Annotated in this window: 24 protein-coding genes and 2 pseudogenes; 10 read left to right on the top strand and 16 right to left on the bottom strand. The window is 69.9% G+C overall.

What is annotated here, in order from left to right:
* The first annotated feature begins 118 nt into the window (after window positions 1-118).
* Both IG98_RS0111390 and IG98_RS0111385 read left to right on the top strand, forming a co-directional pair.
* Window positions 119-679, top strand: coding sequence for a DUF2243 domain-containing protein (locus IG98_RS0111390; protein ID WP_051751978.1), 561 nt, complete (start codon window positions 119-121; stop codon window positions 677-679).
* Window positions 676-1,554 (top strand): cytochrome c oxidase assembly protein, encoded by an 879-nt coding sequence (locus IG98_RS0111385; RefSeq protein ID WP_084195273.1) that lies wholly within the window; start codon window positions 676-678, stop codon window positions 1,552-1,554. Before IG98_RS0111390 ends, IG98_RS0111385 begins: the two co-directional genes overlap by 4 nt.
* Before the next feature lie 121 nt (window positions 1,555-1,675).
* On the opposite strand, the gene IG98_RS0111380 is transcribed toward IG98_RS0111385, so the two are convergent.
* Complete coding sequence (locus IG98_RS0111380) at window positions 1,676-2,857, bottom strand: acyl-CoA dehydrogenase family protein (protein ID WP_030909673.1); 1,182 nt, start codon at window positions 2,855-2,857, stop codon at window positions 1,676-1,678.
* 70 nt (window positions 2,858-2,927) lie between these two features.
* Here IG98_RS0111380 and IG98_RS0111375 point away from each other — a divergent pair, with 70 nt between their 5' ends.
* The gene (locus IG98_RS0111375; protein WP_030909670.1) at window positions 2,928-3,524 is read left to right on the top strand and encodes a TetR/AcrR family transcriptional regulator; all 597 of its coding nucleotides are present in this window, start codon (window positions 2,928-2,930) and stop codon (window positions 3,522-3,524) included.
* Entirely contained in the window at window positions 3,521-3,931 is a 411-nt protein-coding gene (locus IG98_RS0111370) for a CoA transferase (protein ID WP_030909667.1), read from the top strand. Before IG98_RS0111375 ends, IG98_RS0111370 begins: the two co-directional genes overlap by 4 nt.
* Here the strand turns inward: IG98_RS0111370 and IG98_RS0111365 are convergent.
* Both IG98_RS0111365 and IG98_RS51885 read right to left on the bottom strand, forming a co-directional pair.
* The gene (locus tag IG98_RS0111365) at window positions 3,879-4,259 is read right to left on the bottom strand and encodes a CoA transferase (RefSeq protein ID WP_030909664.1); all 381 of its coding nucleotides are present in this window, start codon (window positions 4,257-4,259) and stop codon (window positions 3,879-3,881) included. The genes IG98_RS0111370 and IG98_RS0111365 overlap by 53 nt on opposite strands.
* Window positions 4,260-4,276: 17 nt before the next feature.
* The gene (locus IG98_RS51885; protein WP_169750106.1) at window positions 4,277-4,423 is read right to left on the bottom strand and encodes a hypothetical protein; all 147 of its coding nucleotides are present in this window, start codon (window positions 4,421-4,423) and stop codon (window positions 4,277-4,279) included.
* A 3-nt stretch (window positions 4,424-4,426) separates the two neighbouring features.
* Here IG98_RS51885 and IG98_RS48560 point away from each other — a divergent pair, with 3 nt between their 5' ends.
* The 3 genes and pseudogenes from IG98_RS48560 to IG98_RS48550 form a co-directional block, all read left to right on the top strand.
* Window positions 4,427-4,588 (top strand): ABC transporter ATP-binding protein C-terminal domain-containing protein, encoded by a 162-nt coding sequence (locus IG98_RS48560; RefSeq protein WP_157594272.1) that lies wholly within the window; start codon window positions 4,427-4,429, stop codon window positions 4,586-4,588.
* Between the two features lie 86 nt (window positions 4,589-4,674).
* A pseudogene (locus IG98_RS54810) lies at window positions 4,675-4,944 on the top strand (AMP-binding protein); the annotation flags it as partial.
* Window positions 4,937-5,380: pseudogene (locus IG98_RS48550) on the top strand (LLM class flavin-dependent oxidoreductase); the annotation flags it as partial. The pseudogenes IG98_RS54810 and IG98_RS48550, both read left to right, overlap by 8 nt.
* 215 nt (window positions 5,381-5,595) lie before the next feature.
* On the opposite strand, the gene IG98_RS0111350 reads toward IG98_RS48550, so the two are convergent.
* The 4 genes from IG98_RS0111350 to IG98_RS0111335 all read right to left on the bottom strand — a co-directional run bounded on the left by IG98_RS0111350 (window position 5,596) and on the right by IG98_RS0111335 (window position 10,273).
* Window positions 5,596-6,186: a phosphoribosylanthranilate isomerase gene (locus IG98_RS0111350; protein ID WP_030909660.1), complete on the bottom strand. Its 591-nt coding sequence runs from the start codon at window positions 6,184-6,186 to the stop codon at window positions 5,596-5,598.
* Between the two features lie 51 nt (window positions 6,187-6,237).
* Window positions 6,238-7,836, bottom strand: a complete 1,599-nt coding sequence (locus IG98_RS0111345; RefSeq protein ID WP_051751977.1) for a penicillin-binding transpeptidase domain-containing protein — start codon at window positions 7,834-7,836, stop codon at window positions 6,238-6,240.
* Window positions 7,837-7,939: 103 nt separating this feature from the next.
* Entirely contained in the window at window positions 7,940-8,917 is a 978-nt protein-coding gene (locus IG98_RS0111340; RefSeq protein WP_169750105.1) for an aminotransferase class III-fold pyridoxal phosphate-dependent enzyme, read from the bottom strand.
* A 510-nt stretch (window positions 8,918-9,427) separates the two neighbouring features.
* Window positions 9,428-10,273 (bottom strand): PIG-L family deacetylase, encoded by an 846-nt coding sequence (locus IG98_RS0111335; RefSeq protein WP_245651492.1) that lies wholly within the window; start codon window positions 10,271-10,273, stop codon window positions 9,428-9,430.
* A gap of 237 nt (window positions 10,274-10,510) precedes the next feature.
* On the opposite strand from IG98_RS0111335, the gene IG98_RS0111330 reads away from it, so the two are divergent.
* Window positions 10,511-10,831 carry a hypothetical protein gene (locus IG98_RS0111330; RefSeq protein WP_030909651.1) on the top strand — a complete coding sequence of 107 codons (321 nt, stop codon included), beginning with the start codon at window positions 10,511-10,513 and terminating at the stop codon, window positions 10,829-10,831.
* A 92-nt stretch (window positions 10,832-10,923) separates the two neighbouring features.
* On the opposite strand, the gene IG98_RS0111325 is transcribed toward IG98_RS0111330, so the two are convergent.
* The 9 genes from IG98_RS0111325 to IG98_RS0111285 all read right to left on the bottom strand — a co-directional run bounded on the left by IG98_RS0111325 (window position 10,924) and on the right by IG98_RS0111285 (window position 19,267).
* Window positions 10,924-11,901 (bottom strand): carbohydrate kinase family protein, encoded by a 978-nt coding sequence (locus IG98_RS0111325; RefSeq protein WP_063766190.1) that lies wholly within the window; start codon window positions 11,899-11,901, stop codon window positions 10,924-10,926.
* Window positions 11,898-12,131 (bottom strand): hypothetical protein, encoded by a 234-nt coding sequence (locus tag IG98_RS0111320; protein ID WP_030909646.1) that lies wholly within the window; start codon window positions 12,129-12,131, stop codon window positions 11,898-11,900. The genes IG98_RS0111325 and IG98_RS0111320 overlap by 4 nt, the downstream gene beginning before the upstream one ends.
* Window positions 12,132-13,157 carry a nitrilase-related carbon-nitrogen hydrolase gene (locus IG98_RS0111315; protein WP_030909641.1) on the bottom strand — a complete coding sequence of 342 codons (1,026 nt, stop codon included), beginning with the start codon at window positions 13,155-13,157 and terminating at the stop codon, window positions 12,132-12,134.
* Window positions 13,154-14,128, bottom strand: a complete 975-nt coding sequence (locus IG98_RS0111310; protein ID WP_063766189.1) for an oligopeptide/dipeptide ABC transporter ATP-binding protein — start codon at window positions 14,126-14,128, stop codon at window positions 13,154-13,156. The genes IG98_RS0111315 and IG98_RS0111310 overlap by 4 nt, the downstream gene beginning before the upstream one ends.
* The gene (locus tag IG98_RS0111305) at window positions 14,125-15,126 is read right to left on the bottom strand and encodes an ABC transporter ATP-binding protein (RefSeq protein ID WP_051751975.1); all 1,002 of its coding nucleotides are present in this window, start codon (window positions 15,124-15,126) and stop codon (window positions 14,125-14,127) included. Before IG98_RS0111305 ends, IG98_RS0111310 begins: the two co-directional genes overlap by 4 nt.
* Window positions 15,126-16,697 (bottom strand): ABC transporter substrate-binding protein, encoded by a 1,572-nt coding sequence (locus IG98_RS0111300; RefSeq protein ID WP_084195269.1) that lies wholly within the window; start codon window positions 16,695-16,697, stop codon window positions 15,126-15,128. The genes IG98_RS0111305 and IG98_RS0111300 overlap by 1 nt, the downstream gene beginning before the upstream one ends.
* Before the next feature lie 35 nt (window positions 16,698-16,732).
* A complete protein-coding gene (locus IG98_RS0111295) occupies window positions 16,733-17,578 on the bottom strand; it encodes an ABC transporter permease (protein WP_211263933.1) in 846 nt (281 codons plus the stop codon).
* Between the two features lie 44 nt (window positions 17,579-17,622).
* Entirely contained in the window at window positions 17,623-18,591 is a 969-nt protein-coding gene (locus IG98_RS0111290; RefSeq protein ID WP_030909626.1) for an ABC transporter permease, read from the bottom strand.
* Between the two features lie 229 nt (window positions 18,592-18,820).
* Window positions 18,821-19,267, bottom strand: coding sequence for a hypothetical protein (locus tag IG98_RS0111285; RefSeq protein ID WP_030909623.1), 447 nt, complete (start codon window positions 19,265-19,267; stop codon window positions 18,821-18,823).
* A gap of 138 nt (window positions 19,268-19,405) precedes the next feature.
* On the opposite strand from IG98_RS0111285, the gene IG98_RS0111280 reads away from it, so the two are divergent.
* Window positions 19,406-20,377 (top strand): VOC family protein, encoded by a 972-nt coding sequence (locus IG98_RS0111280; RefSeq protein ID WP_030909620.1) that lies wholly within the window; start codon window positions 19,406-19,408, stop codon window positions 20,375-20,377.
* Between the two features lie 116 nt (window positions 20,378-20,493).
* Complete coding sequence (locus IG98_RS0111275; protein ID WP_030909617.1) at window positions 20,494-22,062, top strand: class I adenylate-forming enzyme family protein; 1,569 nt, start codon at window positions 20,494-20,496, stop codon at window positions 22,060-22,062.
* The last annotated feature ends 31 nt before the right edge of the window (window positions 22,063-22,093 follow it).

The following is a 22,093-nucleotide window of genomic DNA, read 5'->3' as shown; positions in this document are numbered from 1 at the left end:
GTACGCATCCGCGGCGAGAAGGGCATCCGCTGGGGCGGACGCCCTCTCAAGGCCGCAGCCTGACAAACCCGGCGAACCAATGCGGTCACGGCACTAGATCGTGTTCGGGGGGATGAGGATGGTCAGTTCCGTGGGTGGGGGCCGGGCCGGCGGCCTGCCGGTGAGCCTGAAGCTGCCCGGGATCGTGCTGGGTGTGGGGTTGGGCGGGTTCGTCGACGGGATCCTGCTGCACCAGCTGCTGCAGTGGCATCACATGCTCACCGGCACCGACAGCGACAACATCGGGGTGAAGTACTACTCGCCGTACACGGTGCCGGGCTTGGAGATGAACACGCTGTGGGATGGAATCTTCCACACGGTGTGCTGGCTGGCGGTGCTGTACGGGCTGGCGCTGCTGTACGGACGGCTGACCCATGACCGGCGGCGGGCTTGGACCTCGCGGGTGCTGTGGGGCTGGATCCTGGTGGGGTGGGGGCTGTTCAACCTCGTCGAGGGCGTGATCGACCACCACCTCCTGGCCATCCACCACGTGCACGGCGGGCCTTACCAGCTGTGGTGGGACCTGGGCTTCCTCCTCCTGGGCGCGCTACTGGTCGCCGGCGGCCACCTGCTGCAGCGCAGCGGCGAGCCCCTGCGACCGCGCGACCCCGATGCCGACGCCGAGGGCGGTCTCCGATGACTCTTCTGCCCGCCCACGGAGCATACGGCCACGGAGCGCACAGCCACGGTCATGGGCATGACGGCGGATCGAGCGAGCTGCTCGCGCTGCTGCCGGTGGCGGCCGTGGTGCTCCTGGCCGCCTGCTACCTGCTGCTGTGGCGGCGCGCCCGCCACCGCAACCTCGCGCGCGCCCCCGGAGGGGCGAGGGCGGCGCTGTTCGTCACCGGCTGCGCCCTGCTCGCGGCGGCGCTGTCCGGACCGTTGCACGCCTTCGCCGAACGCGACTTCCGCGGCCACATGCTCCAGCACCTCCTCATCGGCATGTACGCGCCGCTCGCCCTGGTACTGGGGGCGCCGATCACGGTGCTGCTGCTCGCCCTGCCCGCCGCCCGCGCCCGCCGCCTCACCCGCCTCCTGCGCAGCCACCCCGCCCATGCCCTGACCCGTCCCTGGGTCGCGCTGCTACTGAGCACCGGAAGCCTGGGCGCTCTGTACTTCACTCCCCTGTACCGGGCGACCACCACCCACTCCGCCCTGCACACGCTCCTGCATCTGCACTTCCTGGCCGCCGGATGCCTGTTCGCCTGGGTCATCGCCGGCCCCGATCCCACACCCGACCGCCCGAGCGTCCCGGCTCGCCTCATCGTCCTGGGCGTCGCGATCGCCGCCCACGCCATCACCTCCCAGCTCCTGTACGCCGGGTTCCTCATCGGCGTCCACGCCCCCATCACCCAGATCCGCGGCGGCGCCGAACTCATGTACTACGGCGGCGACATCGCCGAACTCCTCCTGGCCGTCGCCCTCGTCACCAGCCGGCGCCCGCCCCCCGCCACCCGGCCCGCCATCCGGGTTGCCGACGACCGGACGCGATATGGCTCTGCATGGCGATCGTGACCAGAAATGACCACCTCCGCGAGTTCCTTGAGACCCTCGAAACGCGCCAGGTTCGTCCCGGTTCTCGTTCGCAGCCGGGTGCGCATGGTGGGGGCGGCGCCCGCGCAGTCGACGACTTCCGTCAGTCCTGCCCCCCGCTGGAGGTGGTGATCGTCCCACCGGCGTCCCCGGCGAGTGCGCGGCTGATGACCAGGCGCTGGATCTGGTTGGTGCCCTCGAAGATCTGCATGACCTTCGCTTCGCGCATGTAGCGCTCGACCGGGAAGTCGCGGGTGTAGCCGTATCCGCCGAGGACCTGCACCGCGTCGGTGGTGACCTTCATGGCGTTGTCGGTGGCGACCATCTTGGCGATGGAGGCCTCCCGGCTGAACGGGCGACCCCGGTCCTTCAGCCGTGCGGCGTGCAGGGTCGTCGCGCGGGCGCTCTGGACGGCCGCCTCCATGTCGGCGAGCAGGAAGGCGAGGCCCTGGTGCTCGATGATCGGCTTCCCGAAGCTCTCCCGCTCCTTCGCGTACGCCACGGCCTGGTCGAGCGCCCCCTGGGCCAGGCCGGTGGCGACCGCCGCGATGCCCAGCCGGCCGGAGTCGAGGCCGGCCAGCGCGATCTTGAGGCCGTCGCCCTCCGCGCCTATTCTGCGCCGGGCGGGGACACGGACGTGGTCCAGGCGCACGGTGGCGGTCGCGGATCCGGTCAGGCCCATCTTCCGCTCGGGCGGGTCGGCGCTCAGGCCCTCCGCGTCGGCGGGAACCAGGAAGCAGGAGATGCCCTTGCGATCGTCGGAGGTCCGCGCCATCACCTGGTAGAAGTCGGCATGCCCGCCGTGGGTCGTCCATGCCTTCGCACCGTCGAGAACGTAGTCGTCCCCGTCCCGTACGGCGCGGGTCCGCATGGCGGCGGGATCGGAGCCCGCGTGCGCCTCGCTCAGGCAGTACGCGCCGAGCAGGTCGCCGCCGAGCATGCCGGGCAGCCACTCCTCCCGCTGCTCCGCCGTACCGAAATCGACGAGCCCGAAGCAGGACAGGGCATGCACGCTCACACCGACGCCGATGCTCGACCAGACCGCCGCGATCTCCTCAAGCACCTGCAGGTACACCTCGTACGGCTGGCCCCCGCCACCGTACTCCTCGGGATAGGGCAGCCCGAGGACGCCGACCGCGCCGAGGGTCCTGAAGACCTCACGCGGAAACTCCTCGTCGGCCTCCGCCCGGGCGGCCCGGGGTGCGAGTTCCTTGCCGGCGAGGTCCCGGACGAGGTTGATCAGGTCGGCGCTCTCGCTGGTGGGCATGGCACGCGACGCGGGCATGGGCAATCCTCCAAGGACTAATTTGAGTACTACAGTATCAGGTCTAGTACTCTGCCATAGAGTCGGCGACATGCCACTTCCAGGGAAGGCTCGCGCGCGCCGCGAGGAGATGCTGGTTCAGCTCCGGGAGCTGTTCCTGACCGAGGGATTCTCTTCGTTCAACATCGGAGACCTGGCAGAACGGTTGCGGTGTTCGAGAACCACCCTGTACGCCGTGGCGCCGAGCAAGGAGCAGATCGTGGTCGCGACCGTGCGCTCGTTCTTCAAGACCGCGGCCGAACACGTCGAGACCCGGGTCGCGGCCTCCGACGACCCTGCCAGACGACTGGCGATCTACCTGGAGAGCGTCGCCTCGGAACTCCAGCCCGCCTCGGCCGTGTTCTTCGCTGACCTGGCCGGCTTCGGCCCGGCCAACGACGTGTACCAGGAGAACACCCGGTACGCGGCCCGGCGGGTCCAGGCTCTGGTGACCGAGGGAGTGCGGGCCGGAGCGCTGCGTCCGGTGCACGCGTCGTTCGTGGGAGCCGCGGCGGCCGAGGTCATGGGCGCGATCCAGCGCGGGACCATCCAGGCGAGCACCGGGCTCGACGCCGCCGAGGCATACCGGCAGCTCGCCGACCTGGTCATGACCAGCCTGACCGATCCGAAAGAGAGGACCACACCGTGACCACCGAAAAGGGCGGGCCGCTGGCGGGCCTGCGCGTCCTGGAGCTCGCCGGGCTGGGGCCCGCTCCACACGCGGCCATGGTGCTTGCGGATCTGGGGGCCGACGTGGTCCGGGTGGATCGGCCGAGGGGACGGGCGCTGGAGCTCGGGAACCCCGGCGACGCCGATGCCGTCCTGCGCGGTCGGCGCCCGGTCCCCGTGGACCTGAAGGAGCCGGAAGGGCGGGCTCTCGTCCTGGATCTCGCCGAGCGCGCCGACGTCATGATCGAGGGCCTGCGGCCCGGCGTGGTGGAGCGGCTCGGCGTCGGGCCACAGGAGTGCCCGGCGCGTAACCCACGGCTGGTCTTCGGGCGGATCACGACCCACCGCGAGCCTGACGTGCGAGCAGGCCACTCAGCACCCCGATGACGGCGAAGGCCCCCGCCACGAGATCGGCGGCCGGAACCACGCCGACACCGTCCTGAGCCCCGTCCAGCAACCCGGCCCGCCCCTGCACGGTGAGGTCGTGGCTGCCAAGTTCACGATCCGGCCCGCTCTGGCCGTAGCTCGACACCGACACGACCACCAGGTCAGGGAAATCCAGCCGAAGCCGCTCCGGGGAGAGGCCCAGCCGTTCCAGAACGCCGGGCCGGAAGCCCTCGATCAGGACGTCGGCGTCGGCCGGCATGGACCGGAGGGCCGCCTGCCCCGGCGCCGTCTTGAGATCGAGCGCGACGGACCGCTTGTTGCGGTTCAACGCGCGGAAGAGGGGAACTACGCGTGCTCGACGGCGACCACGATGTCGCTGTCCACGACGAAGTGGAGGCCGGCGCCGGCCACCAGCCCGTTGACCGCGCAGATGACGGGCTTCCACACGCGGTTCTGGCGGGAGGTGCAGTGCAGTTCGTCGGTGTGGAGCACGACATGCGGGTGACCAACCAGCTCTGCTCGGACGTGGTGGTGCTGACCGCGGGAGCCGTACTCGCGGCCGGGCCGCCGGAGACCGTCCTGAACTCGCCGGAGGTCGTCGCGGCCTATATCGGACGTGGCGACAGCCGCTCGGAGGAACAGGTGGGTAGCGAGTGAATCCCCTTCCGCGGCTTCTGGACACCTGGCTGGGCGGTGGTGCCGCGCTCCGGGTGGACGGCGCCGACGTGCCGGAGGCGTCGCTGATGAGCAGGGTGTGCGCGGTCGGCGAGCAGTTGCGTTCGCTCGGGATCGGCAGCTCGTCCCGGGTCGCAACCCTCATGGACAACAGCGAGGAGGCGATCGCCGTCTGGTTCGCCTCGGCGTTGCTCGGGTGCCTGGAGGTACCGCTCAACACCAACTACCGCGGCGAGCTTCTCACCTACCTGCTGCGCGATTCGGGAGCGGAGGTCGTCTGTTGCGACGCCCAGCACCTGGCCACTGTGCTGGCGTGCGTGGCGGGCACCGGTGTCCGCCACGTCCTGGTGTCCGGCGGCGCGGCCGAAAAACTACGCCCGCGACTTCCACGAGACGGTCGAGGCCTTACGGGAGTACGAAGCAGCCGGCCTGGACGTCGTCTTCCTGCCCGAGGCGTACACCTTCGACGCGGTGAGCCAACCGGGTTACATCGCTGCGAAAACCTCAACCTTGCAACTCTGCTCCTCGATCCTCAACGTCTACTCCCGCACCCCCACATTGCTGGCCATGACCGCCGCCGGAATCGACTACGTCTCGGGCGGGCGCTTCACGATGTGCATCGGCGCGGCCGGCCCCCAAGTGATCGAGGGTTTCCATGGGCTACGACACGACGCCCCGCCGGCACGAACCCGAGAGGTCGTGGAGATCTGCCACCAGGTATGGCGACACGAGCCAGTCGAATTCCATGGCAAGCACCACGACATCCCCCTCTCCCCCGAAAAGGGCGGCTCAGGGCTCGGAAAGCCGCTGAAACTCATCAACCACCCTCAACGCCACCCCACTCGCCACCACCCACCGGCACCGCGTCAAGGACATCACCGCCCTGCGAAGATCCGCAGGATGAAGCGAACCTCCATCGGACGGATCTTCTCAAGTGCCGCGTTGCTCAGGTCCGCGGGGCCGTCACAACGATCAAGCCCCCGCCGCTCTCACCCCGCGCGGGCGGCGGTGATGAAATCCCTGATGAGCCCGGAGTCCTTCACCCCGGGCGCGACCTCCACGCCGCTCGACACGTCGACCCCCCAGGGCCTGGCCGCGATGATCGCCTCGGCCACGTTCGACGGGGCCAGTCCCCCGGCCAGCATCCAGTGGCCCTCCGGGCGCCCGCGCACGGCCGCCCAGTCCCACGGCTCCCCCGAACCGGGCCTGGGCGCGTCCACGATGAGCAAATCCTCGTCGAAGGCGCCGCAGCGCAGGTCGGTGCTCGCGACCCCGGCGCGGACCAGCGTGACGCCGAGGTCCTTCAGCGCGGTGAAGTCCGCGTGCGGGTGCTCGCCGTGCAGTTGGACGGCGCGTACCCCTGACTCCAGGGTGGCCGCCCTGACCTCCTCGGTGGGCTCGCCGGCGAACACCGCCACGGTCAGCACGTGCGGGGGGACCGCCGAGGCCAGTTCGCGCGCCCGCGCCGGGGTGACCCGCCGCGAGCTCCTGGTGAGGACGAATCCGATGGCGTCGGCGCCCGCCTCGACGGCGGCCGCCACATGTCCGGGCTCACGCAGCCCGCAGATCTTCACATACACCCTCCGTACGTTAGCCCGTTCTCCAGCCGTGGCCGGTTGCCGCCTCTGTCGTCAAAGGGCGTTCAGAAACCTCGCGGCGATCGGCGCCGCGATCGTGCCCCCGGCACCGCCGTGCCTGACGAACACCGCGAAGGCCAGGGAGCCCCGGTAGCCGATGAACCAGGCGTGGTCCTCTCCGTCCTCGACCTCGGCGGTACCGGTCTTGCCCGCGGTGTCCGGCGGGAGGCCCGCCCCGGCGGCCGTACCCCGGCTGACCACGGCGCCCATCATCGTCCGCAGGCCCGAGACCACCCCCTCGTCCAACGGCACCGGCGGCGGCGAGTCCCCGGGCGGCTCGGCGGTGGTGATCGCGGGTCTCCACACGCCGCTCGCGACCGCGGCGGCGACCTCGGCCATGCAGAGCGGGCTGGCCTGCACCGAGTTCTGGCCGATGGCGTCGGAACCCAGCTGGTCCGGGCCCTCGTAGGACTGGATCCGGCAGTAGCTCAGCCCGTTCTTCTTCCGGAACCCGAACCGGTCCGCCGCCTCGGCACTCAGCCGGTCATCGCGCAGCCGCTCGTACGCCTGCTGGGCGAAGGTGGTGTTGCAGGAGAGCGCGAAGGCCGTGGTGAGGCTCACGGTGCCGTGGTCGACGCCGTCGGAGTCGGTGAAACTCCGGCCGTTCGGAATCGTGTAGCCCGCCGGGCAGGCCACCTGCGACTCCGGGGTCATGCCGTTGCGCAGCAGTGCGGCCGCGGTCACCACCTTGAACGTCGAGCCGGGCGGGTAGAGGCCGTTGAACGCCCCCCTGCCGCCCAGCCCGTCCGCCACCGCGCGCACCTGGCCCGTCTTGACGTCCACCGCCACGATCGCGGCGGGCTGCCCGACACCGTCCAGGGCACGGGCGGCGGCGGCCTGGACCGGCTGGGAGATCGTGGTCTTCCTTCCCGAGGGCGGCCGGGGCGGGGAGGCCAGCAGCACCCGGCCGGAGCCCTCCTCCAGCTTCACATCGAGGACCGTGTCGCCCAGCCCGGTGAAGTAGTCGCCCGCCCTGCTGTCGCGGGGGAACGGCAACCCCTCACGGGTCAGCGTGGCCGGGCGCCGGACCTCCGTCTCCTTCAGCACCAGGCGCCCGCCGTCCTTGAGCGCCGGGTGCATCGTCTCCGGACTCCAGAGCACCTTCCAGGTGTCCGCCCGCATCACCAGGCGCAGGACCGAGGTGAACGGCCAGCGGCCCAGACCCGCGACCTCCCTCACCCCGGTGAAGGACAGCTCGGCCGCCTCGCTTTCGCGGTGCAACTCGCCGGGAGTGAGGGAGGACAACGAGGCCCGCAGATCGGCGTCGAACCTGCGGTGCCGGTCGGCGAAGTCGGCCGGGGGGTCGGCGACCAGGTCCGCCATGGCGGCGAGATCACCGGCCTGCCAGGCGGTGAGGTATCTCTCCCCGGCCTGCGCGGGACCGTCCTGCGGGGTCGGTGTGACCGTGGTCGGTGTGATCGGTGCCGGATCGGACAGGGTCAGCTTCTGGTCGGGCCGCGGCTCCTCGGTGGAGGTGGACCGCGGCGACGGCGAGGCCACCACGGCCCCCGGTGCCGCCAGCACCCCGTACACGCCGAAGGCGACGATCGCGACCGCCAAGGCGGCCAGCACGAGGAGCCGTCGATCCCGCATAACCGTTTACTCCCCTGGGTTTCCACGGTTGCCAACCAGCGAAAAGATCGTAAAGGTGATGAGCACTCGCGAACCAGGCTTTCCAGACTTCGGTACCGCAGTGTCATGTCGCGGCCGGGAGAGTGGACCCGACGGGGCGTGAGCCCGCCACCTGGTCCGTGACATGCTCCAGGATCTGCAGGGCGACCTCGGCCTTGGTCACGGTGAGGGGCGGAAGGAGTTTGACCACCTCGCCACGCCTGCCGCAGGTCTCGACGAGCAGCCCCTGGGTGAAGGCGAGCGTCGAGACGAGATCGGCGACATGGCGGTCGGCGCACGGCAGTCCCAGCATCAGGCCACGGCCGGTCGGCGGGGCGAGCCAGTCGTGGCGGGCGGCGATGGCTGTGAGCCCCTGGACCAGGGGCTCGGACCGTTGCGACACCGACTGCCGCAGAGCGCCGTCACTCCACCACTCGGAGAGCGCGAGTCGCGCGGTGACGAACGCCAGGTTGTTGCCCCGGAACGTGCCCGAGTATTCACCGGGATCCCAGACGTCCAGGGATGGCCGGATGAGGACGAGGCCCATGGGAAGACCGACCCCGCTCAACGACTTCGACAGGCAGACGACGTCGGGCTCGACCCCGTCGGCCTCGAAGGAGAGGAACGGTCCGGTCCGGCCGCACCCCGCCTGGATGTCGTCGACGACGAGCAGCGTTCCGTGGGCCCGGCAGAGACGTTCGATCTCCCGCAGGCGCGTCGTCGTCGTGGGCCGTACGCCGCCCTCGCCCTGGACGGTCTCGACGATGAAGGCCGCGGGCGGCGTCGAGCCGGGAGCGGTGAACGCGCGCTCCAGTTCCTCGGAGGCACGTCCTGCCGACGGCTGTTCCAACTCGTGCGGGACCGTGGTCACACCGCGGGTGGCCGGCGGGACCCCGCGCGGGGCGCCGAGGCCGGAGACGCCGATGGAGTCCCTGGTCATCCCGTGGTACGAGCCCGACAGGTGAACGATCCTTTCCCTGCCGGCGGCTATGCGGGCGAGACGAACGGCGGCCTCGACGGCGGTCGTGCCCGCGGGGCCGGTGAACTGCACCCGGTATGACAAGATCGCCCCGGCACCACCGCCAGGCTCCGATGCGCGACCCCCGGAGCGCGACCGCGGTTCCGGCGGGAAAACCCGGTGCGGGCCTGCTGACCGATCCCGCCGCCAGATACCCCGGGCCGTGCGGGAAGGAGACGAGCGCGTTCGGCAGCCCGAGAAAGCGGGCACGCTCGGTCCCCGGGCTCATCACGCTGACGGCCACCTCGACGAGGACCTCCCCGGCCCCGGGCTCGGCCACGACGACGCCGTCGTCGACGGTCGCCACTCCCGGCCTCGGCCAGCGAACCACCCGGGCCACGAGCGGAGCGGGAAACTCCGGAACACCCGACACGCCTGCCTCCGCTGCGTTCCGCCGGGCTCCACGGCGCGATCCGCCCGCGTCACCACCATCGACTCCCATATCGGTCCCGCCGTCAAGACGCGCCTACGATGGGACCGCGGTGCCCCGGGGGGGCCGGGCGAACATCCCGCCCTACCGTGACCCGGTCCACGGGCTGAACCGGGTCACCCCACTCATGATCGACCGGAAGCCCCCTGGCGGAGACCGTCGAAGAGGTCGTCCTCGCGATCGGCGGCGGCCGGGACCCGGTTGAGATGGCGGATGAAGGACTCCTGCGCGAACGCCCGGTGCTGGGCCTCGGCGGGCATCCGCAGCAGGAAGATGTTCTCGCCCTGGCTCGCGTGCGCCTCCAAGGCCTTGCGCTTGCGCTCCACCTGGTCGGCCACGTCGACCATGGCGGTGATCTGCTCCTCGGGGACGCCGAAGTCCTCGGGAAGCTCCAGGTCCTCGGGGGCGGCACCGGTCGAGCGCAGATAGGCGAACATCTCGGCGATCCGCTCGCGGGGCACCGCCGTGTAGTAGAGCTTGCCGGGAATTCCACTGGCCTCGGTCGCGGCGACCGCGATCCGGTGCGCCTGGATGTGGTCGGGGTGGCCGTAGCCGCCGTTCTCGTCGTAGGTGACGACGACCTGCGGGCGGTAGCGCTCCATCAGCGCGACGAGCCGACTCACGGCCTGCTCGAACGGCGCGTTGGCGAAGGCGTCCTCAGCCTCGTTTCCGGCCCAGCCGACCATGCCCGAGTCCCGGTAGCCGAGCAACTCCAGGTGGGAGATCCCAAGGTGGGCCGCCGAGGCGCGGAGCTCCTCCAGCCGCAGCGCGCTCACCGCCGCCTCGTCATGGCCGGGATCCCCCGGCTTCGCCCCACCGGGCGCGTCACCCTGCTCGCCGTTCGTGCAGGTGACCAGGACGGTGCGGATGCCCTCGTCCGCGTACCTGGCCAGGATCCCGCCGGTCCCGATCACCTCGTCATCGGGATGAGCATGAACCGCCATCAACGTCAGCCCGTCATTCACCGACACAGCCCCCTCCATAGGAAAAACCCAGCGAACCGCCTCACCTTACGACGCCCCACCGACACTCCGAACCGACGGTCGCCCCACCGTGAGCCGGAGACACCACATCGCTCCCGCGGGGATGGTCCCGGCATGGGCATCGTCAAGAGTCGGTCCGGGACGGCGGTGGTACCGGTGTCAGGCGGGACGGCGCGGGTAGCGCAGTGGTAAGGCAGAAGTGAACGATGCGAAGAGGTGATAGCCATGCCGCGTGGTTCCAATTCCAAGCGTGAGCGGCAGTACAGGCACATCAAGGAGAGCGCGCGACGGCGCGGCGAGAAGGAGAGCCGGGCCGAGGAGATCGCGGCCCGTACCGTCAACAAGGAGCGTGCCCGCGCCGGGGAGTCCCGCACCGCGAGCCGTACCTCGACTCAGGACGTCTCCTCGTCCCGGCGCGGCGGACTGCGCTCGCACTCCGGAGCCGGTGGCCGCACCAAGGAGCAGCTCTACGCGGAGGCCAGGCGCCGCAACATCAAGGGCCGCTCGACCATGAGCAAGGCACAGTTGGAGAAGGCTCTCCGTTGAGGATCCGGCGGGCGCGCCCCGCGCTCGGAGCCTCGGGGCGACCGGCGGCGACGAGGCCGCGTCCGGCCGGGTCTGTGCCCTTACCGCCCGCGTCACCTACCTCCGGCGCCGGTGTCCCGACGGTACCGATGGTCCATGTCCTGGACGGCCCGTAGTTCGGCGCGAGTGGGCGGGTCGGCTCCCGCGCGTCCGCAGGTGAGGCCGGCCACCGTGGCCGCCTGGTCGAGGATGCCGGTCAGTTCCGCCTCACTCACCTCGCCGATCAGGGCCGGGGTGGCGCGACCGCCCCGCAGCAGCCCGTCGAGCAGGCCGGCGGTGAAGGCGTCTCCGGCGCCGACGGTGTCCACCACCTGGACCGGGATCGCCGGTCGCCGGAGCGCGTGGCCGCCCCGGGTCAGCCCCAGGCAGCCCTCGCCTCCGTAGGTGACCACCACCAGGTCGGGGCCCGACCCCAGCCATTGCCGGGCCACCTCGTCGGCCGGCCGGTTCGGGTAGAGCCAGCTCAGGTCCTCCTCGCTCACCTTGACCAGGTGGGCGAGGGCCACGTACCGCTCGATGAGCGGGCGTGCGGACGCCGGGTCACCGAGCAGGGCGGGCCGGATGTTCGGGTCGTAGCTGATCAGGACGTGGCCTTCGGCCCTCGCCCGCGCGACGGCGGCGGCGATCCGGTCACCGCCTGGCGTCCGCCAGGCGGCCACGGAGCCGGCGTGGACCACCTGGGTCTCCGCCGGCAGGTGCGGCTCGCCCTCCCCCCACTGCCAGTCGGCGGTGCCCTCGACGTAGAAGTCGTAGGCGGCCTGGCCCGCCTCGTCGACGGAGACGATGGCGAGGGTGGCCGGTTCGCTCGCCGGGACCGCCCAGCGCAGGTCCACCCCGTTCGCCGCGGCATGCGCGCGCAGCGTCTGGCCCAGTACCCCGGTGGAGAGGCGGGCGACCAACGCGGTGGGATCGCCCAGGCGGGCCAGACCGACCGCGACGTTGAGCGGGCTGCCGCCCGGATGCCCGGTGTAGGCCCGGTCGCCGCCCTCCGCGACCATGTCGACGACCGACTCACCGATGACGCTGATCACGACGTGCCCTCCGGCGCGGGAGGGGTTGCGAGTCGGTCGGCCATGTCTCTCCAGGAGTCCTTGAACATGCTGCCCTCGGCCTGGAGCCGGACCCGCGGACGGACATCACGCCGCCGCACGGCCCGCGCCCCATTGCCACTGTAGGGCTCACTGGTGGAGTCGGTGGCGAGGTCGACGATGCCCGGAAGGTCGAGGCTGCCGAGTCGGCGTTCGGGCCGGTCGGCCTCCACTCAACGCCAGCGCGACCTGTCCGCCAGGTAGTTGCCCGCGTCCTCCAGGCCGGTCGGCTGGTAGGGGGTGTAGAGGTTCGGCTCGAAGCGACTCCGGTAGCGCTCGAAGACCGGCCGATACAGGTCCCAGTGGATGTCCGGCTGACGATGCCGGGCCCGGAACGCGGCCATCGGGATCTGCCCGAGGATCAGCTTCTCGAACTTGCTGTCGGCTGTCGCGATGGCCGTGCCGTCCGGGCCGTAGATCGCCGAGCCTCCGGCGCCGGTGTCCTCGAAGTAGTTCGTCTCCGCCGAGAGAATCGAGTTGTTGGCGACCGCGCAGTACACCCGGTTGTGCAACGCCGATGCCCGGACGTCGATCTCGGTGAAACTGCCGCTCGCGGTGCGGAGGAAGACCTCGGCGCCTTTGATCGCCGCCGCGCGGAACAGCTCCGGCTCCAGCTGGGTGGAGGACATGGTGATGTTGCCCAACGGGGTGCGGGCCACCGGGACCACCGCGTCTTGGCCGTACTTCTCGACGTACTCGTCCAGGACGTCGTACACGGTGGTGGTGAACAGCTCGAAGCCGCTGAACACCCCCTTGACGTTGCGCGCCTTCCAGTGCTTGGCCACGATCTCACCGTCCGGGCCGATCAGCGTGGTGATGCTGAGCACGTGACCTGGCCAGTCGGGGTCGCGGACATAGGCGCCGAAGGCGATGTGGCACCCGTACTGCCTGGCCTTGGCCGCGATCTGCTCGGTCTCCTCACCGGGGATCTCGATGCAGCGCCGTTCGGTCTCGGCCTTGGTCCACCGGTCCCAGCCACTGATCGGGAACTCGTGGAAGAACAGCAGGTCCGGGCTGGGACCGAATCCGACGTGGAACGAGTTGTCGATCAGGTGCAGCATGTGGTCGAGGTTGGCCTTCATGCCGGCCGGGTCCGGGGTCGGGTGCACCCGGGACTGGACGACGCCGAGGGTCCAGAGATCCTTGGCCAGCGGGACGGTGGCGTAGCCGCCGTCGGGGTCCTGCGTGAGGGATGTCATCGGGTTTCGGTCTCCTTGTCGACGGGGTCGGGTGACAATACGAGCTCGTCCTGCCGGAGGCAGGCCACCCGGCGGCCGTCCGGGCCGGGCCTCAGCTCGGGCTCGGTCTGCGCGCAGATATCGATGGCCAGCGGGCAGCGGGTGTGGAACCGGCAGCCGGGCGGCGGGGCGACCGCGGAGGGCACCTCACCCTGGAGCGGCGCGGCAGGCTCCCGGCCGGGACCGGGTACCGCCGCCAGCAGAGCTCGCGTGTACGGGTGACCGGGGGCACTGAAGACCTGTTCGGCGTCGCCCGTCTCGGCGAACCGGCCGAGGTACATGACCGCGACCTCGTCGGCCAGGTGCCGGGCGATCTCGAGCTCGTGGGTGATGAGCACGTAGCTGAGGCCGAGCCGCCGTTGCAGGTCCATCAGCAGGTTCACCAGGAGCGCCTTGACGCTGACGTCGAGGCTGGCGGTCGGCTCGTCCAGCACCAGTACCCGCGGCTCGACGGCCAGTGCCCGGGCGACGGTCACTCGCTGGAGCTCACCGCCGCTCACCCCCCCGGGCCGACGGTCGAGGTAGTCCTCGGTGAGGCCGACCAGCTCCAGCAGCTCGCGGACCCGAGCGGCCCGCGCCGCCGCACCCGGATGCAGCCCGTGCACGACGAGAGGCTGTTCCAGCGCGTGCCGGATGGTCTTGCGCCGGTTCAGCGCCGACCAGGGGTTCTGTGAGACGAGCTGGATCGTACGCCGGTCCGTCTCCTCCCGCCCGTGCACGAGGATCCGGCCCGCCGTCGGCTCGGCCAGCCGGACCAGCATCCGGGCGACCGTCGACTTACCGCAGCCGGACTCACCGATGATCGCGAGTGTCCTGCCCTCGGGTACCTCGAACGAGACACCGTCGACCGCGTGCACCAGCCGGTCCTGGCCACGGCGGCCGGACCGGATCAGATAGTGCTTACTGAGATGCTCGACGCTGATCGCGCTCACAGATCCTCCCCTGCCCGGTGGCAACCCACCAGTGACGTCCCGACCTCGCGCGTCACCGGGTTCTCCTCGTGGCACAGATCGATGGCGGCGGCGCATCGCGGGGCGAACGGGCAGCCTGCGAGCCGGTTCGCCCCGGTCACCGTACCGGGGATCGTGCGCAGCGGCTCACCCCGGCGGTACCGGCCGGGGATCGCCTCCAGCAGCGCCTGGGTGTACGGGTGCCTGGGCGCGTCGAACAGTTCCCGGGTCGGGGCGATCTCGACGAGCCGTCCGGCGTACATCACCCCGATCCGGTCGCTGATCTGCGAGATCACGCCGAGGTCGTGGGTGACGAACACCATCGCCAGCCCGACCCTGTCCCGCAGTTCCAGCAGCAGCCGCAGCACCTGTGCCTGCACTGTGGCGTCGAGCGTCGTGGTCGGCTCGTCGGCCAGCAACAGGTCGGGCTGCTTGCCGAGCGCGGCGACCGCGATGAGCAGGCGCTGGAGCTGACCGCCGGAGAACTCGAACGGGTAGCCGTCCAGCCGATCCAGCACGGCGCCCAGTCCGACTCCGCCGAGCAGCTCCCTGAGTCGCCCGGCGTCGTCGAGCCCGTCGAGGTGCCAGCGCAGTTGCCTGCCGACCGGGGTCGCCGGCGACAGGGAGGTCATCGGCCGCTGCGGGATGAGGCCGATCCGGTCGCCGCGCAACCGGCGCATTCCCGCCTCCCGCAACCCCAGCAGGTCGGTGCCATCGAAGCCGATGTGCCCCGCGGTGACCTGGGCGTTGCGCGGGAGCATGCGGGTCAGCGCGGTCAGCACCGTGCTCTTTCCCGATCCGGACTCCCCGACCAGCCCAAGGATCTCGCCGCGGGCCAGGTCGAAGGAGACCTCGCGCACGGCGGGTACCTCACCGTTCCGGGTGCGGAAGGTGACGGCGAGGTCCCGGACGGACAGCAGCGGAGGGTCGCCCGAGGGGGATGTCGCCGCCGTCCCCCCGGCCCTCGTCGCGGGCGCCATCAGACGGAGCGCACCGCGGGCAGCGAGATCCGGCTGACGCCCATGAGCTTCTCGTCGAGGCTGGAGATGTCGGTGCGCTGCGCCACGATGAGCCGGGGATGGACCGGCGGCATCAGGATCGCGTCGGCCGCCAGGATGCCGTTGATCTTCTTGCAGGTCTCGGCCCGGACTGCCTCGTCGGTGGCCGCCCAGGCTTCGCCGAGCAGCTTGTCCACCTCGTCGTTCTTGTAGCCGAAGTTCAACGGGTTGAGGGAGGACAGCGAGCCGAGCACGGTGTAGGCGGTACGGCCGGCGCCGAAGCCGCTCTCGAAGCCGGTCATCGCCATCTGGTACTCACCGACCGCCCAGTTCTTCACCCAGGGGCCGATGTCGAGGACCTCAAGGGTGCAGGTGATGCCGGCCTGCTTCCAGCCCTCGACGAGCACCTGCCCGATGTTCTTCATCCGAGCGTCACTGGTGATCATCAGGGTGAACGTGAGGGAGGACATCCCGGCCTCGGCCAGCAGGGCCTTGGCCTTCGCGTAGTCGGGTGTCTCGGCGTAGATCTTCAGCGCGGGATCGTACCCCTCCACGGCAGGGCCGATCGGGCCTTGCGCGATGGACGCGGTCCCACCGTAGACGATGTCGCTCACGCCCTTGCGGTCCATCGCGTGGCCGAGCGCCTGGCGGACCTTGACGTTGTCGAAGGGCGCCTTCTTCACCACGAAGTAGGTCATGATGTCGCTGGGCGCGGCCACCTCGTGCACCTTGATCCGATCGTCCTGCTTGAGCAGGCCGACGCTCTCCGGCGAGACGTCGGTCATGATCTGGATCTTGCCTTCGCGCAGGTTGACCATCCGGGTGGCCGGATCGGGGACCGCCTGGAAGACCACGCCGAGCAGGGCCGGCTTGGCTCCGTGGTAGGTGTCGTAGCGGCTCAGCGTGACCTGCTGCCCCTGGGTCACCTTGTCCACCTTGAACGGGCCGGTCCCCATGGTGGTGTCGGTGCGGCTCACGAACGCCTTGTGCACGATGGGCAGGTTGGTGAGGTGGGAGCGGAGCACGCCGAACGGCGCGGTCAACGTGATCTTCACAGTTCGCTTGTCGACGGCGGTGGCACCCTTGACGTAACCGACGAAGTAGGCCGTCCAGTCGCTCGTGCTCTTGGGGTCGGTGACGAACGTGAGCGTCGCCACCACGTCATCGGCGGTGAGCGGGTCACCGTTGTGGAAGGTGACGCCTTCCTTGATCTTGATCGTCCAGGTCAGCCCGTCGGCCGAGATCTCCGGTTCGCCGTCGGCCAGCAGCGGGACCGATTTCAGCGACGCGTCGTAGGTGTAGAGGGACTCCACGACGGGGTCGGTGATCCAGTGCACCCGGCTGGACGTGGTGCTGAGCGGGTTGAGGTAGTCGGAGATGGACGTGATGCCGAACGTGAGCGTCTCGATCTTCTTGGCCTCACCCCCGCCGCCCGTCTTGGGGGCGTCCGTCCCGCCGCAGGCGGCCAGCGCGAGCGCCCCGGCGGTGAGCACACCGCTCATCGTCAGGAAGCGTCGGCGATCGAATGTGGGAACACCGTGCGGAGCAGTCATTGTTCGTTCCTCAAAGGGTGTGGGGGCGGTATGGCTCAGTGACGGCCGTCGGCGTCGAGGGCGTCACCGAGGCCGTCACCGACGAGGTTGAAACCGACGGTGGCAACGAGGATGACCAGGCCCGGGATGATCGAGTACCACCACGCGCCGAGCAACATGTAGCTGGTCGCGTCGCCGAGGATGTTGCCCAGGCTGGGCCGGGGTGGCTGGATTCCGAGGCCGAGGAAGCTGAGGGCGCTCTCCGCGAAGATCGCCACTCCGATCCACAGGAACGCCTGGACCAGGACCGGTGGGAGCACGTTGACCAGCAGCTCGCCGGCGATGATGCGCCGCCTCGGGACACCGATCACCTTCAGCGCGTCGATGTAGTCCTCCTGGACCTCGACGAGCGTGGCCGACCGGGTCACCCGGGCGAAGTACGGGATGAAGCCGACGCCGAGCAACAGCACCACCTTGGTGGTGGCGGTCAGGGTCACCGGGCCCAGCTGGGAGTCACCGGTTCCGGTGATGCCGATGACGAACATGGCGAAGACGAACAGCGGCAGTGCCTGGACGGCCTCCAGGGTCCGCATGATCAGCTCGTCCGGCCAGCGGCCACCGAAGTAGCCGGCCACCAGCCCGGCGGGCACCGCGACCACCAACCCGAAGCCGACCCCGGCGACCGCCACCAGCAGGGACACCCGGGCGCCCTCCGCGGTACGGGCGAACAGGTCCCGCTGAAGGTGGTCGGTGCCGAACAGATGTGCCGCGCCGGGTTCGGCGAGGGTCTGACCGGTCCGGGCATCAGGGGCGGAGGCGAACAGCGGGCCGACCAGCGCGAGCAGCAGGAACAGCACCAGCAGTGCCACACCGGTCCAGGTCAGCACGGACATCCGCGGCATCCGCGGCACCCGCCGGCGCGGGGACACTCGGGTCATCACCATGTCTAGCGGGCCGTCCCGTTCAGGAACCCGGCACGTATCCGGGGATTGAGCACGAAGTAAAGGAGGTCGACGACCAGGTTGGCGACCAGGAACACCGAGGCGGTGATCAGCGTGCAGGCGATCGCCAGCGGGTAGTCGTGCTGGCGGAACGCGCTGACGATGGTCTGGCCGATCCCGGGGACGTTGAACACGTTCTCGATGAGCACGGTGCCGCTGATGAACGTGCCGAGCATGAGCCCGATCACCGTGGCGGTCGGGATGATCGCGTTACGCAGGGTGATCCGGCTCAGGATGACGCGCTCGGACATCCCCATGGCCCTGGCGAAGGACACGTAGTCGGTCCGGGCCGTCTCGATCATGGAGGCGCGCAGTGTCCTGGCGATGATCGCCCCGGCGCCCAGGCCCAGGGCGAAGGCGGGCAACACCACGCTACGCATGTTGTTCCACGGATCCTCACCGAAGGGCACCCATCCACTGGAGGGGAGCACCCCCTTGACGTACAGCCCGAAGACCACGACCAGCACCAGTGCCAGCCAGAAACTCGGGATGGAGAGCGCGATGACGCTGATCACCCGGATGAATCCGTCGACGAACGAGTCACGCCGGTGGGCCGCGAACGCACCGGCCGCGAGTCCGATCACCACCCAGAACAGGAAGGCGACCAGGCTGACCTCAAGGGTGACCGGTAACCGCTCGGCGATGATGCCGCTCACCGGCCGGTCGCTGAAGAGCGACCGGCCGAGATCGCCGGAGGCGAGATTACCGAGGAACTTGGCGTACTGCACCCAGAGCGGCTGGTCGAGGCCGAAGCGGTGTTCCACTTCGGCCCGCTTCTCAGGGGTGGGGTTCATCCCGAGATAGGCGTCGACCGGGCCGCCGGGAGCCGCCCTGAGCATGAAGAAGACAAGCGTCAAGACGATGATCAGGACCAGCGCGAGGCCGGCGACCCGACGTCCGACATACCGCAGCATCCCGGCCCTCTTTTACTTTATGGGACATGTTCCTTTATACGGAACAATGTTCCCTGGAACGGAATAGTAGCCATCGAGAAAGGGGCACGGAAGAGGTGAAGCGGATTTTTTGGAACGCCGTTTCAGATGGTCCGCGATCCCCGAAAGCGCCGCCGGCGTGGCACCCCGGCGAACTCCGGCACCGGAGCGGGACACGGGCCAGAGAGGAGGCCGGCTCCGGGGTACAGGGTCAGGCGACCTTGGACTCGTTGATGACGGTGCGCTTGACCAGGCGGTCGCCATCCATCCACTGCCAGGTCCGGCACTTGTGCAGGCCGTCACGGGACAGCTGGATCAGCTCGTACAGGTAGTTGTCCGGATCGTTCTTGTACGACCAGGTGAGCACCATCGTCTGATCGTCCACCTGGCTCATCTCGCCGATGATCCGGTCGGTGTCGAAGTGGCAGACGCCGTCGACGAGCCGCCCACCGAAGTCGAACGCCTCCTGCCGCCCGTCAGCCCAGGTGTAGGTGTTGGTCTGCAGGATGTCGTACGAGCCGTCCTCGGGAATCCGGCAGTACAGGTGCGACGCGTGCCGGTCGACGATCTTTCCGTCCGCGTCGAGGTGGATGTACTCCCCCCGCCACTCGCCGACGTGCCGACTGATGATCGGCATCCCCGAAACTGCTGCGCGCATGGTTTCTCCCTGGTCACAGGTGATGATGGAGTAATGGCTGAGCCCGTTGACAGGCCGCAGGCGGCGAGCTTAGCGTGATCGCTGTCATATTGGAACAGTGTTCCGATATTAGGAACAGCACTCCACGAGAGGATCATCTTGATCGACAACACACGGCGGCCCCTGGTCGAGGGCATCACCGCCGCGATCGTCGGCGTCACAGAGTTCGGCCCGCACCTGGATCTCTTCCGCGACGAGCTGGGGTATCAGGTGGCCGCCGAGGGGGTCGTCCCGGCAGCCGTCGCCGACGCGCTGTGGGGATCGGGTTCCGCCGACGTCGAGGTGGTCGCGCTGGCCGCCGCGGACGCCGGGACCGGGCGGATCCACCTGGTGCGCGTACCGGAGCCGGCGGCGCCCGCCGAACCGCCGCACAACCTCGACGTCGGGCTGGTCGGGATCGACATGTACGCCCGCGACATCGAGGCCGCGCACGCCGAACTCGGCCGGATGGGCCGCGAGTGGACCACCTCGCCCACCACCTACGGCGTCCCGGTCGGCGAGCGGGAGGTGCAGGTCACCCAGGGCGTGTGCCCGGCCCCCGACGGGACGGTCGTGGTCTTCGTTCAGCCCGCCGCGGTGCGCGGCACCGAAGCGTGGGCCGCCGATCCCACCCGGTCGTTCACCGAGTTGACCTCGGTCGTCTGCCACGTCCCCGACCCCGACGCCGAGGTCGGATTCTGGGGGCCCGATGGCCTGGGCATGGCGGTCTGGTACGACATCGTCTTCTCCGCGCCCGGTTTCGACGCCGTGGCCGGGCTGCCCGCGGGTACCAAGATGCGTCTGGCGTTCCTGGCCGGGGAGAAAACCGCCCGGATCGAGGTCACGTCGGCCCTCTGCGAGCACCGGGTGGACCGCCGGGCCGTCCAGCGGCCGGCCCGCTCGCTCGGCCACAGCGGCTGGTCGGTCCGCACCCACGACCTGGAGGCCGCGCTGGAGAGCGTCCGCCGGACCGGCGGCCGGGTGCTCGGCACCCCGATCGAGACCGACGACCCGCTGCACGGCCGTGCCGTCGTGGCCACCGCCGACACTCCGAACGGCATCTCGGTGACCCTCTGGCAGCCACGCGCCTGACCTGCGATTCCGATGGGAGAGGAGGCGACCTCACCGAACGGGCCACCTCCGCCCTCCGCAGGAAGACATCGTTCCCCCCTGACGCCCCCTCTTCGTCCCCTAGGTAAGGAAGTACCATGCCCGTCCATCGTGGAGGTGCGCCTCTCTCCATCGCGGGTGGCGTACGTGAGTTCGCCCGTGCCACCCCACGGGCGACCGCGGTCATCGACGGCGACCGCGCCCTCAGCTACGCCGCCCTCGACGAACGCTCGAACCGTCTGGCCAACTCGCTCCTCGGACGGGGCCTCACCACCGGCCAGTGCGTCGCGGTGCTGCTGGGAAACCGGCTGGAATACCCGGAGATCGCGGCCGGGATCGCGAAGGCGGGCCTGATGATGGTGCCGCTCAACCCGCGGCTCACCGCGAGCGAGGCGCGGTTCATCCTGGAACACTCGGGCGCGCGGGCGATCATCCTCGATGACGCCCTCGCCTCGGTGGTGGGGGACGCGGTCGAGGACCTGAGACTGGTCACGCTCTCCATCGACGGAGGTCAGACCGGCCTGCCGTACGAGGACACGCTCGCCGCGGCGCGGGCGGTGGACCCGGCCGTACGCGTCGACGAGCACGATCCGTTCTGCATCACCTACACCTCGGGCACGACAGGACGGCCCAAGGGGGTGCTGATCAGTCACCGGAGCCGGTCCTTGACGTTCTACTGCTCGGCAATGGAATGGGGGCTCGGCGTCGGCCGGGTGTCGGTGGCCGTGGCGCCCATGTATCACGGCGCCGGGTTCGCCTTTGGATATGCCCCGGTTTATACCGGAGGCACGGTCACGATGCTCCGCAAGTGGGATCCGGAGGCGTTGCTGCACCTCGTCGGGCGGGACCGCGCACAGTCCGCGTTCCTCGTGCCGACACACGCGCAGATGCTCCGCGCACTGGACGACAGAATTCTGGCGGCCGCGGACCTGACCAGCCTCGACACGCTCTATTTCAACGCCGCCGCGCTGCCGTGGCCGCTCAAGCAGTGGGTCATGGACGCGTTTCCCGCCTGTGGCGTGCATGAGCTGTATGGATCCACCGAGGCGGGCATCGTGACCGACCTGCGCCCGGCCGACCAGCATCGCAAACCCGGCTCGGTCGGTCACGCCTGGTACATGACCGAGCTGCGGGTCCTGGACACGGAGGGCAATCCGGTCGGCCCGAACCAGCCCGGCGAGCTGTTCAGCCGCTCCCCCTTCCTGATGAACGGTTACCACGACGACCCCGGGGCGACGGCCGAGTGTACGACGGATGACGGCTTTCTCACCTGCGGCGACATCGTGACCCTCGACGACGAGGGCTACGTCCACATCGTCGACCGGAAGAAAGACATGATCATCTCGGGCGGCGTCAACGTCTATCCCCGTGAGATCGAGGATGTGCTGGTCACGCACGAGACGATCGCCGAGGCGGCCGTGGTCGGGGTCCCCTCCGACACCTGGGGCGAAGAGGTCATGGCTTACCTCGTCCTCCGTGGCGGCGTTCCCGGCGAGCAGGCCATCGGCCCCGACGGGGTGCCCGCCGGGATCGAGGCCCACTGCCGTACCAACCTGGCGGGCTACAAGGTGCCCAAGCGCTGGAAGGTCGTCTCGACGCTGCCGCGCAACGCGGCAGGCAAGATCGTCAAGCGCGACCTGTCGGCTCCCATCACCGGCGACGCCTGACCCTTGACCGCCAATACCTCAGACAATTACC

The sequence above is a fragment of the Streptosporangium amethystogenes genome, from assembly GCF_000721075.1.
In the GTDB taxonomy this organism is placed as follows: Bacteria; Actinomycetota; Actinomycetes; order Streptosporangiales; family Streptosporangiaceae; genus Streptosporangium; species Streptosporangium amethystogenes.
This window is presented reverse-complemented; position numbering and strand designations above follow the sequence as displayed.

Coding starts and splice junctions, on each gene's coding strand:
- IG98_RS0111315 (WP_030909641.1), bottom strand. CDS start 13,157: ATGACATCCCTCACGCAGGACCCCGACGGCGGCTACGCCACCGTCCCG.
- IG98_RS0111275 (WP_030909617.1), top strand. CDS start 20,494: ATGCCCGTCCATCGTGGAGGTGCGCCTCTCTCCATCGCGGGTGGCGTA.
- IG98_RS0111290 (WP_030909626.1), bottom strand. CDS start 18,591: ATGCTGCGGTATGTCGGACGTCGGGTCGCCGGCCTCGCGCTGGTCCTG.
- IG98_RS48560 (WP_157594272.1), top strand. CDS start 4,427: ATGCGGGTGACCAACCAGCTCTGCTCGGACGTGGTGGTGCTGACCGCG.
- IG98_RS0111380 (WP_030909673.1), bottom strand. CDS start 2,857: ATGCCCGCGTCGCGTGCCATGCCCACCAGCGAGAGCGCCGACCTGATC.
- IG98_RS0111285 (WP_030909623.1), bottom strand. CDS start 19,267: ATGCGCGCAGCAGTTTCGGGGATGCCGATCATCAGTCGGCACGTCGGC.
- IG98_RS0111300 (WP_084195269.1), bottom strand. CDS start 16,697: ATGACTGCTCCGCACGGTGTTCCCACATTCGATCGCCGACGCTTCCTG.
- IG98_RS0111330 (WP_030909651.1), top strand. CDS start 10,511: ATGCCGCGTGGTTCCAATTCCAAGCGTGAGCGGCAGTACAGGCACATC.
- IG98_RS0111385 (WP_084195273.1), top strand. CDS start 676: ATGACTCTTCTGCCCGCCCACGGAGCATACGGCCACGGAGCGCACAGC.
- IG98_RS0111305 (WP_051751975.1), bottom strand. CDS start 15,126: ATGGCGCCCGCGACGAGGGCCGGGGGGACGGCGGCGACATCCCCCTCG.
- IG98_RS0111375 (WP_030909670.1), top strand. CDS start 2,928: ATGCCACTTCCAGGGAAGGCTCGCGCGCGCCGCGAGGAGATGCTGGTT.
- IG98_RS0111295 (WP_211263933.1), bottom strand. CDS start 17,578: ATGCCGCGGATGTCCGTGCTGACCTGGACCGGTGTGGCACTGCTGGTG.
- IG98_RS0111390 (WP_051751978.1), top strand. CDS start 119: ATGGTCAGTTCCGTGGGTGGGGGCCGGGCCGGCGGCCTGCCGGTGAGC.
- IG98_RS0111345 (WP_051751977.1), bottom strand. CDS start 7,836: ATGCGGGATCGACGGCTCCTCGTGCTGGCCGCCTTGGCGGTCGCGATC.